At 27.2% G+C, this 14,971-nt stretch carries 18 protein-coding genes; all 18 read left to right on the plus strand.

The annotated features are described in order from the left end of the window. Positions 1 to 65 precede the first annotated feature (65 nt). Positions 66 to 1,346: a UDP-N-acetylglucosamine 1-carboxyvinyltransferase gene (murA, locus tag BN899_RS00785; RefSeq protein ID WP_042271544.1), complete on the plus strand. Its 1,281-nt coding sequence runs from the start codon at positions 66 to 68 to the stop codon at positions 1,344 to 1,346. A 135-nt stretch (positions 1,347 to 1,481) separates the two neighbouring features. Next, positions 1,482 to 2,222: a cell division protein FtsQ/DivIB gene (locus BN899_RS00790; RefSeq protein WP_052356477.1), complete on the plus strand. Its 741-nt coding sequence runs from the start codon at positions 1,482 to 1,484 to the stop codon at positions 2,220 to 2,222. A gap of 29 nt (positions 2,223 to 2,251) precedes the next feature. Beyond that, complete coding sequence (locus BN899_RS00795; RefSeq protein WP_042271546.1) at positions 2,252 to 2,956, plus strand: DUF881 domain-containing protein; 705 nt, start codon at positions 2,252 to 2,254, stop codon at positions 2,954 to 2,956. 11 nt (positions 2,957 to 2,967) lie between these two features. Continuing rightward, entirely contained in the window at positions 2,968 to 3,669 is a 702-nt protein-coding gene (locus tag BN899_RS00800; protein ID WP_242824037.1) for a DUF881 domain-containing protein, read from the plus strand. Positions 3,670 to 3,731: 62 nt separating this feature from the next. Next, positions 3,732 to 4,085, plus strand: a complete 354-nt coding sequence (locus tag BN899_RS00805; RefSeq protein ID WP_042271548.1) for a small basic family protein — start codon at positions 3,732 to 3,734, stop codon at positions 4,083 to 4,085. A 105-nt stretch (positions 4,086 to 4,190) separates the two neighbouring features. Beyond that, positions 4,191 to 5,357: a cell division protein FtsZ gene (gene ftsZ / locus BN899_RS00810; RefSeq protein ID WP_042271550.1), complete on the plus strand. Its 1,167-nt coding sequence runs from the start codon at positions 4,191 to 4,193 to the stop codon at positions 5,355 to 5,357. A 337-nt stretch (positions 5,358 to 5,694) separates the two neighbouring features. Further along, on the plus strand, positions 5,695 to 6,531 hold the full coding sequence (locus BN899_RS00815) for a sigma-E processing peptidase SpoIIGA (protein ID WP_042271553.1): 837 nt from the start codon (positions 5,695 to 5,697) through the stop codon (positions 6,529 to 6,531). 34 nt (positions 6,532 to 6,565) lie between these two features. Beyond that, positions 6,566 to 7,288: an RNA polymerase sporulation sigma factor SigE gene (sigE, locus tag BN899_RS00820; RefSeq protein ID WP_042271556.1), complete on the plus strand. Its 723-nt coding sequence runs from the start codon at positions 6,566 to 6,568 to the stop codon at positions 7,286 to 7,288. Positions 7,289 to 7,375: 87 nt separating this feature from the next. Then, positions 7,376 to 8,149 carry an RNA polymerase sporulation sigma factor SigG gene (gene sigG, locus BN899_RS00825; RefSeq protein ID WP_042271558.1) on the plus strand — a complete coding sequence of 258 codons (774 nt, stop codon included), beginning with the start codon at positions 7,376 to 7,378 and terminating at the stop codon, positions 8,147 to 8,149. A gap of 141 nt (positions 8,150 to 8,290) precedes the next feature. Beyond that, entirely contained in the window at positions 8,291 to 8,752 is a 462-nt protein-coding gene (locus BN899_RS00830; RefSeq protein ID WP_042271559.1) for a hypothetical protein, read from the plus strand. 12 nt (positions 8,753 to 8,764) lie between these two features. Beyond that, entirely contained in the window at positions 8,765 to 9,208 is a 444-nt protein-coding gene (locus BN899_RS00835) for an accessory gene regulator B family protein (protein ID WP_042271560.1), read from the plus strand. Positions 9,209 to 9,501: 293 nt separating this feature from the next. Then, positions 9,502 to 9,621, plus strand: coding sequence for an AgrD family cyclic lactone autoinducer peptide (locus BN899_RS18845; RefSeq protein ID WP_147568460.1), 120 nt, complete (start codon positions 9,502 to 9,504; stop codon positions 9,619 to 9,621). Positions 9,622 to 9,695: 74 nt separating this feature from the next. Next, positions 9,696 to 11,414, plus strand: coding sequence for a bifunctional diguanylate cyclase/phosphohydrolase (locus BN899_RS00840; RefSeq protein WP_042271562.1), 1,719 nt, complete (start codon positions 9,696 to 9,698; stop codon positions 11,412 to 11,414). 90 nt (positions 11,415 to 11,504) lie between these two features. Further along, positions 11,505 to 11,768 (plus strand): YlmC/YmxH family sporulation protein, encoded by a 264-nt coding sequence (locus BN899_RS00845; protein WP_042271564.1) that lies wholly within the window; start codon positions 11,505 to 11,507, stop codon positions 11,766 to 11,768. Positions 11,769 to 11,790: 22 nt separating this feature from the next. Then, entirely contained in the window at positions 11,791 to 12,249 is a 459-nt protein-coding gene (nrdR, locus tag BN899_RS00850) for a transcriptional regulator NrdR (RefSeq protein ID WP_042271567.1), read from the plus strand. A 1-nt stretch (position 12,250) separates the two neighbouring features. Beyond that, positions 12,251 to 12,961 carry a peptidoglycan editing factor PgeF gene (gene pgeF, locus BN899_RS00855; protein WP_042271571.1) on the plus strand — a complete coding sequence of 237 codons (711 nt, stop codon included), beginning with the start codon at positions 12,251 to 12,253 and terminating at the stop codon, positions 12,959 to 12,961. Between the two features lie 18 nt (positions 12,962 to 12,979). Further along, positions 12,980 to 13,669: a winged helix-turn-helix domain-containing protein gene (locus tag BN899_RS00860; RefSeq protein ID WP_042271574.1), complete on the plus strand. Its 690-nt coding sequence runs from the start codon at positions 12,980 to 12,982 to the stop codon at positions 13,667 to 13,669. 27 nt (positions 13,670 to 13,696) lie between these two features. After that, the coding region (locus BN899_RS00865) for a HAMP domain-containing sensor histidine kinase (RefSeq protein WP_042271577.1) at positions 13,697 to 14,971 on the plus strand (1,275 nt) is incomplete at its 3' end.

The following is a 14,971-nucleotide window of genomic DNA, read 5'->3' on the forward strand; positions in this document are numbered from 1 at the left end:
TCTAGTACATAATATTAAAATTATAGGCACTATAATTTAATATACAACGCTAGGAGGGTTTAATTTTGTCTAAGTATATAATTAGGGGAGGAAATAAAATCGAGGGTAGATTAGATATAAGGGGAGCTAAAAATGCAATACTACCCATAATTGCAGCTACTATACTTAACGAAAATAAAAGTACAATTCATAATGTACCAGATATATCTGATGTATATGTAATGATAAAGATTTTAGAAAGTATAGGGTGTAAAGTAGACTATAAGTATGGAACTTTAGTTGTAGATAGTTCGAATATAAATTCGATGGAAATAGATGAAGAATATGTTAGAAAAATGAGATCATCAATAATTGTAATGGGTGCTATGATAGGTAGATTAGATTATACAAAAATAAGTTATCCAGGTGGGTGTGCAATAGGTTCAAGACCGATAGACTTACACCTAAAAGCGCTTAAACAGCTAGGAATAAGAATAGAAGAGGAAAGTGGATTTATAAGTTGCTATAAAGATAAACTAGTAGGAAATACGATAACTTTTGAATTTCCTAGTGTAGGAGCTACTGAAAATACAATTCTTGCAGCAGTTAAAGCAAAAGGGATAACAAAAATATGTAATGCAGCAAGAGAACCAGAAATAGAAGATTTACAAAATTTTTTAAATAAAATGGGAGCAAAGATAAAAGGAGCAGGAACTAGTTATATAGAAATAGAAGGTGTAGATAAGTTACATGAAGTAGAACATGCTGTTATACCAGATAGAATTGCTATAGGAACATATATGGTGGCATCTGCAATGACAGGAGGAAAATTAGAGGTGGATAGAGTGGTTGTACCACATATGGAGCCGATATGTGATAAGTTAAGGGATGTAGGATGTGAAATAGAATATACTAAAGAGGGACTTATACTTAAATCACCCAAAACTATACAAGCTATAGATTTAGTTAGAACAGCACCTCATCCAGGTTTTCCAACAGATATGCAAGCTCAATTAATGGCACTTATGACATTAGCTAATGGAACTACAGTATTTTATGAAACGATTTTTGAAAATAGATTTATGCATTGTGCAGAATTAATTAGATTAGGGGCTAATATAAAATATATAACAGATAATATTTGTATGGTAAAAGGTGTAAATAGCTTACATGGAGCAAAGGTTAAATCTCCAGACTTAAGAGGAGGTGCATCTTTAGTATTAGCAGCGCTAGCTACTAAAGGCGAGACTGAAGTATCAAATATATATCACGTTGAAAGAGGATATGAAAATATTGAGAATGTATTAAGAAATTTAGGAGCAAACATATACAAAGTAGAAGATATTGATAAAATAAAAGGCTATTAAGCCTTTTATTTTTTATGCATTTTGTAGGATATTTTATGCTAAAAGTTGTATTTATAAGTAGAGGGAAAAAATTTAATTATGTTGATTATAAATAGGTTGAATTTATAAATAAAAATACAAAAAGGGGGAAAAATTTTGAAAAAGAAAAAGAAAAGAAAGATTAATACCAGTAATTTAATGATATTATTAAGTTTTTTATTAATGATAACAATAGGAATGTATTCTATTTTAAATAGTTCTTTATTCAATACTAATAAGGTAGAAGTTGAAGGAAACAAAAAGGTTAAAAAAAATGAAATACTAAAAAACTTAGATATAAGGAAAGATAAAAATATATTTATGTATGATACTAATAAAATGGAAAAAATAGTGCTAGAAAATCCGTACATAGAGGAGGTTCAAGTAAAAAGGAAACTTCCAGATAAGCTACAGGTACTAATAAAAGAAAAGGAAATTTTTGCAATTATTAAAGATAACGACGATTATTGTTATATAGATAAAGATGGAAATTACATAGAAAAAATCAAAGAAATAAGTGATAAAGAAAGTAGTCCAATCGTAGATATAGACTATATAATAGACGAGAATAAAAATATAGAATTTAAGAATGATGAAACTAAAGAAAGGTTATTATATTTACTAGAGTGTATGAAGGAAAATAATCTTTATAAAAAAATAGTTAAGGTAAACTATGAAAAAGATGATATTATAAATATGTACACAAAAGATGATATCAAAATAATATTAGGAAATGATAAAGACTTAGATTATAATATTTCTAGAATGGGTTATATAATATCAGATTTACAAGATGACATTAAAAGAAAAGGAACTATCGATTTAACTTACGGAAATTATGCAGTGTATAAACCGTAATAGATAGATTTAAATAAGGAGTGATTTTATTGAAGAGAAAAATTCCTTATAAGAGTGTGGTAATTTGCAGTACGATATTAGGTATTTTTATAAGTTTGCAATTAAAAACTTTAAATTTAGAAAATAATGGTATGACTACATCTAAAAAAGGAAAAGAATTGGCCGTAGAATTAAAAGGTCTAAAGAAAAAAGAAGAAGAACTTAAGTTAGAAGTTAATGCACTTAAAGAAAGTATAGATAAGTACAAAGGTGATGAAGGAGAAAGCGCTATACAATCTGAAATAAAAAAATATGAAACTTTAGCGGGATTCACTGATGTAGAAGGTAAAGGTATTGAAGTAAAAATTAAACCTAATAATGATAGTATTAAAACTGAAAACTCAAATGATAGTATTATATATAATTATGATTTACTTTTATCTATGATAAATAAATTAAATTCAGCTCAAGCTAATGCTATATCCATAAATAATGAAAGAGTCGTTGGGAGCAGTTATATTGAATTAAAAGAAGACAAGTTATATATAAATAATACAGAGATAAAAGCACCTTTTACCATAGAGGCTATAGGAGACTCTGATACTTTATCGTCAGCTCTTCAAATTAAATACGGAATTGTTTGGGAGATGGAAAAGTATTATGATGTTAAAGTTGAAATTGAGAAAAAAGAAAAAGTAAAAATAAATGAGTATAACCATGAATTAAAAATAAATCATTCTTTTGATGATAATTAAGAGGTAAAAGAATGAATATTAAAAGAAAAAATATTAAGCAAAAGATGGTAATTTTAGGAGCCTTTGTAGCGGGAATCTTAGTATCTACATATTTGAAAACATTTGATTCATCTAAAGTTTACATAAGTTTAGATGAAAAAAAGAAACTAGAAAACAAAATAGAATCAAGTAAAAATAATATAGAGAAATTAGAAAAAACAAAATTAGATTTAGAAACATATGTTAAAAAATATGAAGAAGCATCTAAAGATAATAATAAATCAATAAATGATTTGTTAGAAGAAGAATTAAAAAACTTTAAAGAATTAAGTGGATATACAGATATAAATGGTGAAGGATTAATAGTGACAATAAAAGATAGCGAAAAAGAAGTTAAAAGTGGTGAAAATCCAAATGATTTTATTGTTCATGATATAGATGTACTTAAGATAATAAATGATTTAAAAAAATCAGGAGCTAAGGCTTTATCTATAAATGGAGAGAGATTATTGCCAACAAGTAGAATAAAATGTTCGGGAGCAACTATAACTGTTAATGATATAACATATGGTCAACCATTTGTTATAAAAGCTATAGGAGATTCAGATGGTTTAATGGCTTCTATCATTTCACCTCAGTCTTATGCTAATTTATTAAAAGATGGATATGGAATTTATATAAAAGCAGAAGAAAAAAATGACATAGTCATTAATTCTTATGAAAAATCTAAATAAAAAGCATTAAAAAACTTGAAAAATGTAGGTGTTTCAAAGTAAAATAAAGAAGGTGATCATTTATGATATGGATATTAGCTGGATTAGCATTAGGAGTAGTAGTTGGATATTATATTCCATTTACTTATACTATGGATTACTCGCTATATATGTCTGTTGCAATACTTGCAACAATGGACTCAATATTTGGTGCAGTTAAGTCTGGATTTGAAGGTAAATATGATAATATAATTTTCATAACTGGGTTTATAGGAAATGCATTATTAGCTATAATATTGACATATATAGGAGATAGATTAGGTCTACCGCTTTATTATGTCGCTATATTAGTATTTGGGTCGAGATTATTTGACAATTTATCGATAATTAGGAGACATATTATTGCAAATTTAAGTAATAAAAAAAGAGGAAAATAAACATTTTTGTGGAATAAGTTAGTTAAATATTAACAAAATTGAAAGATTAAATGATATAATTAATACATACATTTACTTACAATCATAAAATGAGGAGGTTTATAAATGCTAAACTTTGACCTAGAAACAGATGGTCTTGCGCAAATTAAAGTAATCGGCGCAGGCGGCGGAGGAAACAATGCGGTTAATAGAATGGTTGAGGCACAACTTAAAGGTGTCGAATTTATAGCTGTTAATACAGATAAACAAGCTTTACATACATCAAAAGCTGAACATAAGATTCAAATAGGTGAGAAATTAACAAGAGGACTTGGAGCAGGAGCTAACCCTGAGGTTGGTAAAAGAGCTGCTGAAGAGAGCAAAGATGAAATAGTAAAAGTACTTCAAGGTGCAGATATGGTATTCGTTACAGCTGGTATGGGTGGAGGAACAGGTACTGGTGCAGCACCAGTTATAGCTCAGCTAGCAAAAGAAATGGGAATACTAACAGTAGGAGTTGTTACTAAGCCTTTCTTATTTGAAGGTAAAGTAAGAATGAAAAATGCTGAAAGTGGTATATCTGAATTAAAATCTAAAGTAGATACATTAATAACTATACCAAATGATAGATTATTACAAATAGTACAAAAAAATACTTCAATGCTAGATGCATTCTCTATAGCAGATGATGTATTAAAGCAAGGCATACAATCTATATCAGACCTTATAGCAGTACCGGGACTTATAAACTTAGACTTTGCTGACGTTACATCAGTAATGAAAGAACAAGGACTAGCTCATATGGGATTAGGTAACGCTTCAGGCGAAAATAGAGCTATAGAAGCAGCTAGACAAGCTATCCAATCACCACTTTTAGAAACTTCGATAAGAGGTGCTAGGGGAGTATTACTTAACATAACTGGTGGGTCTAACTTAGGACTATTAGAAATAAATGAAGCATCTACATTAGTTCAAGAATCTTGCGACCCAGAAGCTAACATAATATTTGGGGCTTCTATAAGAGAAGATCTTGGAGAAGAAATAATGATAACTGTAATAGCTACAGGATTTGATGATAGTAAAGATTTATCATTTGATTTAAATGAAAGACCTAAAGTGAACTCAAGACCAACTCTAAATTCGTCTATAAGACAACCAGAAGTAGAAGCTACTCCTGTTGTAGAACAAAGAGAAGTTAGAGAAGAAATAGTTCTTCAAAAAGAAGAACCTAAGAAAATGAATGTTATGGAAGATGATATGGAAATACCAACTTTCTTAAGAAGAAGAAGATAAAAAGAAGTCTAATAGACTTCTTTTTTTATATCAATTTCCAACTTTAATAGACTAAATGTGCAAATTAATTTAGAAATTTTAAAAGTTGAAAATAATCATAAAAGTTACATTAAATGAATAAATATTAGTATAGGATTAAGCTAATATCAACGATATATTAGAACTTACATAAATATATAAGTTATTTTTTAGATTAAAAAGAAAGCAAAATGCTTTCTTTTTTTGTTATTTTTAATAATAAATTAATTCGGTTTCGACTATTAAAAGTGACATAAAATTTTATGCATACTAATTTATAATATACACAAAGGTTTAAAAGTAAAAGGGGGAATCTGTGATGTACATAGAGTACTACATTATAGAAAACCTATTAATAAATTATATTATTATAAGTTGTACTTCTATTCTTACAAAAAAATATAATCCTATTAAAAAAAGATTCTTAGGTGCATTTGTAGGAATGTTATATTCAGTTGCATATATTTATCCAGAGTTAGATATACTATTTACTTTGCCATTTAAAGTGTTAATTATGACTCTTATAACATTAATATCTTTTACATATAAGAATAAAAGAGAGTACATAAGTATAGCGCTTGTTTTTTATTTGGTAAATGTTTTTATATCTGGAAGTACTTATTTTATAATTTATTTTACGGGTATAGACCATATGAAAATATCCTTTATAATAATCTGTGCCTTTGCTAGCTGTGAGTTGCTTAAATACATATACAAGGATATAAAAATACTTAAACAAATTAAAGAATTAAAAAAGACCATAACTATAAATTTATTAGGTAATAGCTGTAGCTGTGAAGCTTTATTAGATAGTGGGAATTTATTAAAAGATCCTATGAGCAATAATGATGTTATTATTGTGAAATCAGAAGTGTTAAAGGGAATAATCCCGGATATATTAATAAATTCTTATGATAAAGACTTAGATGTAGTTAAGGTTGATGAAATAATAAACTTATTAGATGGTGACATATCAGCTAAGGTTAGGCTTATACCATATAAACATGCAGGTAGCAACAAGGGAAGTATTATTTTAGGTTTGAAAGCTGATTATGTAGAGGTTGATGAAAGTAAGATTGGAAATGTAGTTTTGGGGATATCAAACTTTGAGGATGATGAGTATAGCGCAATATTAAATCCAAGCATATTAATTTAAATTCAATTAGATAAAATTAAGGGGGATATAAAAGATGAAGTTGCTAATGTCAAAAATTATGAATGGAATTATATCTATATTAATTAAGTTGGGTATAATAAAACCTAAAGGAATTTATTACATGGGTGGAGTGAATATATTGCCACCACCGCTAAAAGCAGATGAAGAAAATGAACTGTTACAAAAATTAGAAAATGATGAAAGTGTAAAAGCTGTTTTGATAGAAAGAAACTTAAGATTAGTAGTATATATATCTAGAAAATTTGAAAATACTGGAATTGATGTTGAAGATTTAATTTCTATCGGTACAATTGGTTTAATAAAAGCTGTTAATACATTTAAATTAAATAAGAATATAAAGTTAGCTACATATGCATCAAGATGTATTGAAAATGAGATTTTAATGTATCTTAGAAAGAATAACAAGAAAAAGACTGAAGTATCTTTTGATGAACCATTAAATGTGGACTTAGATGGTAATGAACTTTTATTATCTGATGTGTTAGGAACAGAAAATGATGAGATATATAAGATTATCGAAGAAGAAATTGACAAAGATTTATTAGTAATGGCATTAGATAGATTATCAGATAGAGAAAAGCAAATTATGGAATTAAGATTTGGATTAACTAATAGAGGAATGGAAAGAACACAAAAAGAAGTTGCTAACATCCTTGGAATATCTCAATCTTACATTTCTAGGCTTGAGAAAAAAATAATTTCACGATTAAAAAAAGAAATGAAAAAATTTGTATAAATAAATAATTCTCTCTTAAAAGTATAAAAATATATGATGTGTAAATAATTTCATATAGATAAAACTTTTAAGAGAGGACTGAAATGTATGCAAATTAATAAAGTTGAAATCTGTGGTGTAAATACATCTGAGCTTCCCGTTCTTAAAAACAACCAAATGATGGAGCTTCTTTTGAAAATAAAAGATGGAGATGAAGAAGCAAGACAACAGTTTGTAAGGGGAAACTTAAGGCTAGTTCTAAGTGTAATACAAAAATTTAATAACAGAGGAGAGAATATAGACGATTTATTCCAAATAGGATGTATAGGACTTATAAAAGCTATAGACAACTTTGATTTAAGTCAGAATGTAAGGTTCTCAACTTATGCAGTACCTATGATTATAGGCGAAATAAGAAGATACTTAAGAGATAATAATCCTATAAGAGTAAGTAGATCGTTAAAAGACATAGCATATAAAGCACTACAAGTTAGGGAAAGACTAGTAAGAGCTAATGCAAAAGAACCGACGGTATCGGAAATATCAAAAGAATTAGAACTACCAGTAGAAGATGTAGTTATGGCATTAGATGCAATACAGGACCCAATATCATTATTTGATCCAGTATATCAGGATAATGGAGATGCTATATTTGTAATGGATCAAGTACAAGATAAAAAGGACACAGATGAAAATTGGTTACAAGAGATAGCTCTTAAAGAAGCTATAAAAAAATTAAACAGTAGAGAAAAGCTAGTATTGGATCTAAGGTTTTACAAGGGAAGGACTCAAATAGAAGTGGCTGATGAGATAGGTATATCTCAAGCTCAAGTATCTAGAATAGAAAAAAATGCTTTAAAAAATATGAAAAAGTATATATAGAAAAAATAAGAGTTATCATATTTTATGTTAACTCTTATTTTATTTAAATAAAAATTTACATTAAAATGAAATTAAATGAAAAATATATGCAAAATATGGTATAATTGAGTATATGCAAAAATGAATAAAAGGAGAATAATAATGCTAGAATCATCTATAGTTTACACACTTGTAAGAACTATTCCGGAAAGTTTAGTATTAGTGTTATCGGGGATGATGTTACTAGGAAATAGTATAGATATAAAGCAAGTATTCAAAAAAGGAATTTTACTAGGTACTACTATTGTATGTATAAGGTTATTACCTATAAATTTTGGAGTACATACTATGCTAGCAATGATATCATTTGGATTAATAATTTTTAATCTTTCAGGTAAAGATACAATAAAGACTATGATAACAACATGTACAGTTTGGATAGCATTAGTATTAAGTGAAGGGGTATATTCAATTATAGCAACTGTAATTTTAAAAATACCAATTGATATATTGATGAATAAAGAGATATCAGGTGCTTTAATAACTCTTCCGTCTTTAATAATAATACTAATATTAGTATTTATATTTAAAGAAATTAAAAATAAAATTAATAAATCTGCATAAAGAGGGTTAATTATGGGATGTATAGAGAAAGTATCGCTAGATTTATCAGATAAATTAGGTACAAAGCTAAATAAAACAGCTGAAGAAAAAGCGGTTTTAAATTATGGGTTATTTGTAATGCTACATACATTTATAGGCATAGTAATAACATTTTTGGTGGGTATAATAACAGGAATGGTCTTAGAGATGATGATTATATCTGTTACAACTGCTTGGCTAAAAAGATATACAGGTGGTGTTCATGCATCTACTCCTGAAAGGTGTGCCATAATAGGAGTTTTATTGTCGTTTATATTATCTATAGTATGTAGATATTTAGAAAGCGTATTGGATATTAAATGGTTAATATTATTAGAAATTATAATTTTAAGTTTTTCTTATTGTGTAGTATATAAAAAATGTCCAGTACCATCAAAAAATAAACCTCTAAAAAAAGAGAGTACAAGAAAAAATTAAGGAAAAAAGCATTTAATTTAATAACTATATATTCAGTATTAATAATATTACTAAGCATAATATATTTCATATTTAGTATACAAAGTATAAAGATAATATGCTTATCAATGTTATTAGGAATAGGTTTGCAAGTGTTTGTTTTAACTAATATAGGTTCTAAATTCATTTATATGCTAGATAATATTTTTAATAGCATGGAAAAATCATTGAATATATAAATATTTTGCTTTTAAAGTAACATGTAAGTTATTTTAAAATAAATTTAACTTTACGATAAAGGGGGGGTATACAGAATGGAATTTTTATTTAACTCTGTATCAGATTTATTAACAAAGGTAGCTGGAGGAGCATCAACATTTTGTGCGTTTATGTTCTTTGAAGCAGAAGTACCAGAGTCATTAAGAGAAGAATAAACAATCAAAAACCATAAGGAAATATATCCTTATGGTTTTGTTTAGATAAAGATAATTATTTTAGGTGATAGAATATGAGTAACTTTGATAAAAAAAGAAATGATAAAGTATGTGAAATAATAATACTGCTGAAAGTAATATATATAATACTAAGTATGGTGGCCATATCTAGTGGTGCATCGAAAGCTCCAACAGAAGCTAAAGATGTTATATTCACGCCTATAATATTTACACTAATTTTAATTTCTATATTAGGGTATCTCTTATGGATGGCAACTCATACTAAAGACAGGATAGATAAAAAGCCAAGACTAACAGATTTAATAGAAACTAGTTTTACATTGTTTATATTCGCGATAGTTGTATGTTCTACTGGTTTAGAATCTAGTGAGTATAAATTAATTAGTGTATTTGTAGTATTAATTGCGGCTATACAATTTGGGAAAAATTATAGTATAGGGGTTGCTACATTCTCATCAATATTAATATTTATAATAGACTTTCTGATAAGTGCTAAAAATAGGCCAATAATAATGGGTTATTTTTTAGCAAGTGATCAAGGCAAGCAAACTCTAAGTGTATACTTTGAAAGTGATTTAATAATAGTAAGTGCTTTATCTGTAACTGCATTTATATTAGGTATGTATGTGGATATAGAAAGAGAACATAGTAAAGAACTTAAAAATATAGCAAATAGAGATGAATTGACAGGATTGTACAATCATAGATACTTCCAAGAGTATCTTGGTAAAGCCATGGATAATGCAGATAAAAACAATAGTGAAGTATCATTATTATTTATGGATATAGATTACTTTAAAAATTATAATGATGTAAATGGGCATCAAGCAGGAGATGTACTATTAAGACAAATAGGTAAAATACTAAAAACATGTGTTAGAGAAGATGATGTTGTAGCAAGATATGGTGGAGAAGAGTTTGCAGCTATACTACCTTATACAGGTGAAAAGGATGCTATAAAAATAGGAGAGAGAATAAGACAGTCTATTCAAAATACTAACTTTAGAGGTCAAGAAAATCAACCAGATAAAAATATAACTATATCAATAGGAGTATCATCTTATCCAACAAGAGCTACAAGTAAACATCAATTTATAAATACAGCAGATGATGCTCTTTACAGAGCTAAATCATTTAATAAAAATAGAGTTGAATCTTATCATAGTGTCTTAGATGACTTGTGTAGGCAAATAGGAATAAATGAAGATAGAATAAAGTCACTGAAATCTCTTATAAGTATGATAAATATAAAAGATAGATATACATATGGTCATACAGAAAGAGTTGTAATTTATACTAAATGGTTTGCACAATCGCTTAACTTACCTGAAGAGGATCAGGTTAAGATACAAATTGCATCTTATTTACATGATATAGGTAAATTAGAAATACCTGAAGAAGTGTTAAATAAAAAAGAAAAGCTTACAAATGAAGAATTTCAAATGTTTAGAGATCATCCTCAAGCTGGAGTGGATCTTATACAAAATATAAAGCCATTTGAATCATTTACACCTCTTATAAAGCACCATCATGAAAGATATGATGGATCTGGTTATCCAGATAGATTAAAAGGGGAAGAAATACCTTATTTAGCAAGAATGCTTACAATAGCTGATAGCTTTGATGCAATGACATCTAATAGACCATATAATGTTAGGAAAAGTCATGAAGAAGGTATTTTAGAATTAAGAGCTAATGCAGGAACTCAATTTGACCCTGAATTAGTTGAAGAATTTATAAAGATGCTTGAAAAATATAAGGACAACTTTTAAAAAAATGACCTAGATAGGTCATTTTTTTTTGGACGAGAACATATTTATTTTTATAAGACTACTTAATTTTAAAAGGAGGAATTATATAATATGATTAGAGTATCTGATATAATGGAAAAGGAAATCATAAATGTAAAGAATGGAAAAAGGATGGGCTTTATAACTGATATAGATATGGATATAAACGAAGGTAAAATAATGTCATTTACAATAACAGGAGATGGCGGAAGAGGAATATTTTCTAGAGGTTATGAAGGACAAGTAATATTTTGGAATGATATACTAAAAATAGGATGTGATACTATAATAGTAAATATAGGATCAGAACTTAATTTAGACGAATTTAACATATAGCAAACCTAAGGAGGAAAAAATAATGCAATGCCCTTACTGCAACTATAAAGAATCTAAAGTAATAGATTCAAGACATACAGATGGTAAATCTATAAGAAGAAGAAGAGAGTGTGAATCTTGTAAAAAAAGATTTACGACTTATGAAAAAATAGAAACAACTCCTGTTATGGTTATAAAAAAGGATGATAGCAGAGAATACTTTGATGGCGAAAAAATAAAATATGGAATACTAAAATCTTGTGAAAAAAGACCAGTTTCATTAGAACAAATTGAAGAAGTAGTATCATATGTTGAAAATGAAATAAATAAGTGTTACATAACAGAAATAGAAACTGAAAAAATTGGGGAAATGGTTATGGATAAGCTAAAAGACTTAGATGAAGTAGCTTATGTAAGATTTGCATCTGTATATAGACAATTTAAAGATATAAATACATTTGTTATAGAATTAAAGAACATACTAATGGAAAAGGGAGACTAAAATGAATAATTATATAACAGTAAAAGAAATTGAAGAAAATATTGATTTTGTAAATTTAGCTATAACCCTTAAAAATGTAGACGCTAAATCACGTGAAGATATGAAAAAAGTATGTGAAAGTAAAAATATTGAAATAAAAAATTTAACTAGTAATATACAAATACATTCAGACATAGTTAATGTTGTTAATGAAAATAATATAGACGAAAAGATTGAAGGGGATGCATTAGTAACAAATCTAAAAAAAGTTCCTCTATTAATATTTACAGCAGATTGTGTACCAATAGCTATTATAGATAAAAAGAAAAAAGCAATAGGGTTAGCACATGCAGGTTGGAGAGGGACTTACGATAAAATAGCAGAAAAAACAATAGAAGTTATGAAAAAAAAATATAATACAAATCCTGAAGATTTAGTTTGCGTTATAGGGCCATCAATAGGACCATGTTGTTATGAAGTATCTAAAGATTTAGTTGAAAAATTTAACACAAATCTTACAAACTGTGATGATAAATTCTATATAATAAAAGAAGATAAGTATTATTTAGATTTATGGAAAGTGAATGAATATGTCCTAAAATCTAGTGGAGTCAAAGAAGATAATATAATTAATTTAAACTTATGCACAAGCTGTAACTGTCATAAGTTTCACTCTTATAGAAAACATGATAAAACTCCACAAAGGATAGGAATGATACTTGAGATAAAATAGATAGGAGATAAACTTAATATGAACGCAAAGGTACTTGTTATAGACGATGAAATACATATAGTTGAGCTTCTAAAATTTAATTTAGAGACTTCAAATTATGATGTTGATTATGCTTATGATGGCATAGATGGTTATATAAAAGCTAAGGAAACTAAACCAGATTTAATATTACTAGACTGGATGTTACCTAATATAAGTGGTATAGAAATTTTAAAAAAAATTAGAAATGATAAATTTTTAAAACAAATACCAGTTATAATGCTGACAGCAAAAAATATGGAAAATGATAAAGTTGAAGGTTTGGAAATAGGAGCCGATGATTATATAACTAAGCCATTTAGTGTAAAAGAATTATTAGCAAGGATTAGTTCTGTACTTAGAAGGTACAATATTAGTGGTCAAAATGCAGAAAGTATATTATCATCTGGAAATCTAAAAGTAGATTTAAATAAACATGAAGTATATAAAGGAACTGAGAAAATAGAACTAACACTTAAAGAATTTGAACTTTTAAAGTTACTTCTTGAAAATAAGGGAAAAGTTCTTTCTAGAAATCATCTTTTAGATAAAATTTGGGGGTATGAATACTATGGAGAGACTAGAACGGTAGATGTTCATATTAGATATCTTAGAAAGAAAATAGAAGGAGATAGTAGTTCTGAAAAATATATACAAACAATAAGAGGCGTTGGATATAAGGTTGATTAAAAGAAATATATTTAGGAGAACTATTTTATGGAAGAATTACAAGGAATATTATTCTTTATTGCTTTAGTATCAGTAATCATAGCAATAATATCTATAAGATATACATTAAGCTTAAGAGGGTACTTAGAGGAATTTATTTATGTATCTAAAAGAATAAGTAATAAAGAATTTAATTCAAGATTAAATATATCAGCTAAAGGCGAGCTTGGAGAATTAGCTAAGAACTTTAATGAGATGATAAAAATAATGGACAGCACAATAGCAGAGGTTGAATATAATCATCTTCAAATGACATCTATATTAAAAAGTATATCTCATGGAATTTTGGCAGTAGATATAGATGGAAACATAATGCTAATAAATCAAGAAGCTAAAAGAATATTAAAATGTGACACGAATAAGCCGATAGAAGGAAATAATATTAATATAGTAATAAAAGAAGAAAAAATATTAAAAGAAATAATATCATTTAAAGGTTCAAAGAAAAATAAAAGTTTACAACTTAAAACCAAAGATGATGTAGTATATAAGGTTAATTTAGATCCAATATATCTTCAAGATTTTGATAACATAATAATTGGTTCTATCATTAACATAGAAGATATTACAGAAAAAGTAAAATTAGAAAATATGAGAAGCGACTTTGTTGCAAATGTAAGCCATGAACTTAAAACACCATTAACTTCTATTAGTGGATTTGTTGAAACATTAAAGTTAAATGAAAATATAGATATACAAACAAGAAATAGATTTTTAGAAATAATAGAGAGTGAGTCAGATAGATTAAAAAGATTAATTGATGATATTTTATTATTATCATTTATTGAAAATAATGAGAATATGTCATTTGATAATGTATCTGTATACGAGGTATTTAAAGAAGTATATGATTTAACAAGCTATATAGCTAAATCTAAAAATATAAATGTATCCTATGAGTTTAGTGACAAGTCTATAAAAGTTTTATCTAATAGAGACTATATAAAACAAGTATTTTTAAATTTAATAGATAATGCTATTAAATATACACAGGATAATAAAAATGTAAATGTAGTAGTTGCTTTAGAAAATGATAATATCGTTATAAAAGTAATTGATGAAGGTGTAGGTATACCTAAAGAAGATACTTACAGAATATTTGAAAGGTTCTATAGGGTAGATAAGGCTAGAAGTAGAGATGTAGGTGGAACGGGTCTAGGATTAGCTATAACTAAACATATAGTAAAAAATCTAGGTGGAACTATAAATGTAAATAGTGAATTAGGACAAGGTAGCGAATTCATTGTTACTATACCTAAAAAA

Source organism: Faecalimicrobium dakarense, from assembly GCF_000499525.1.
Taxonomy (GTDB): Bacteria; Bacillota; Clostridia; order Peptostreptococcales; family Peptostreptococcaceae; genus Faecalimicrobium; species Faecalimicrobium dakarense.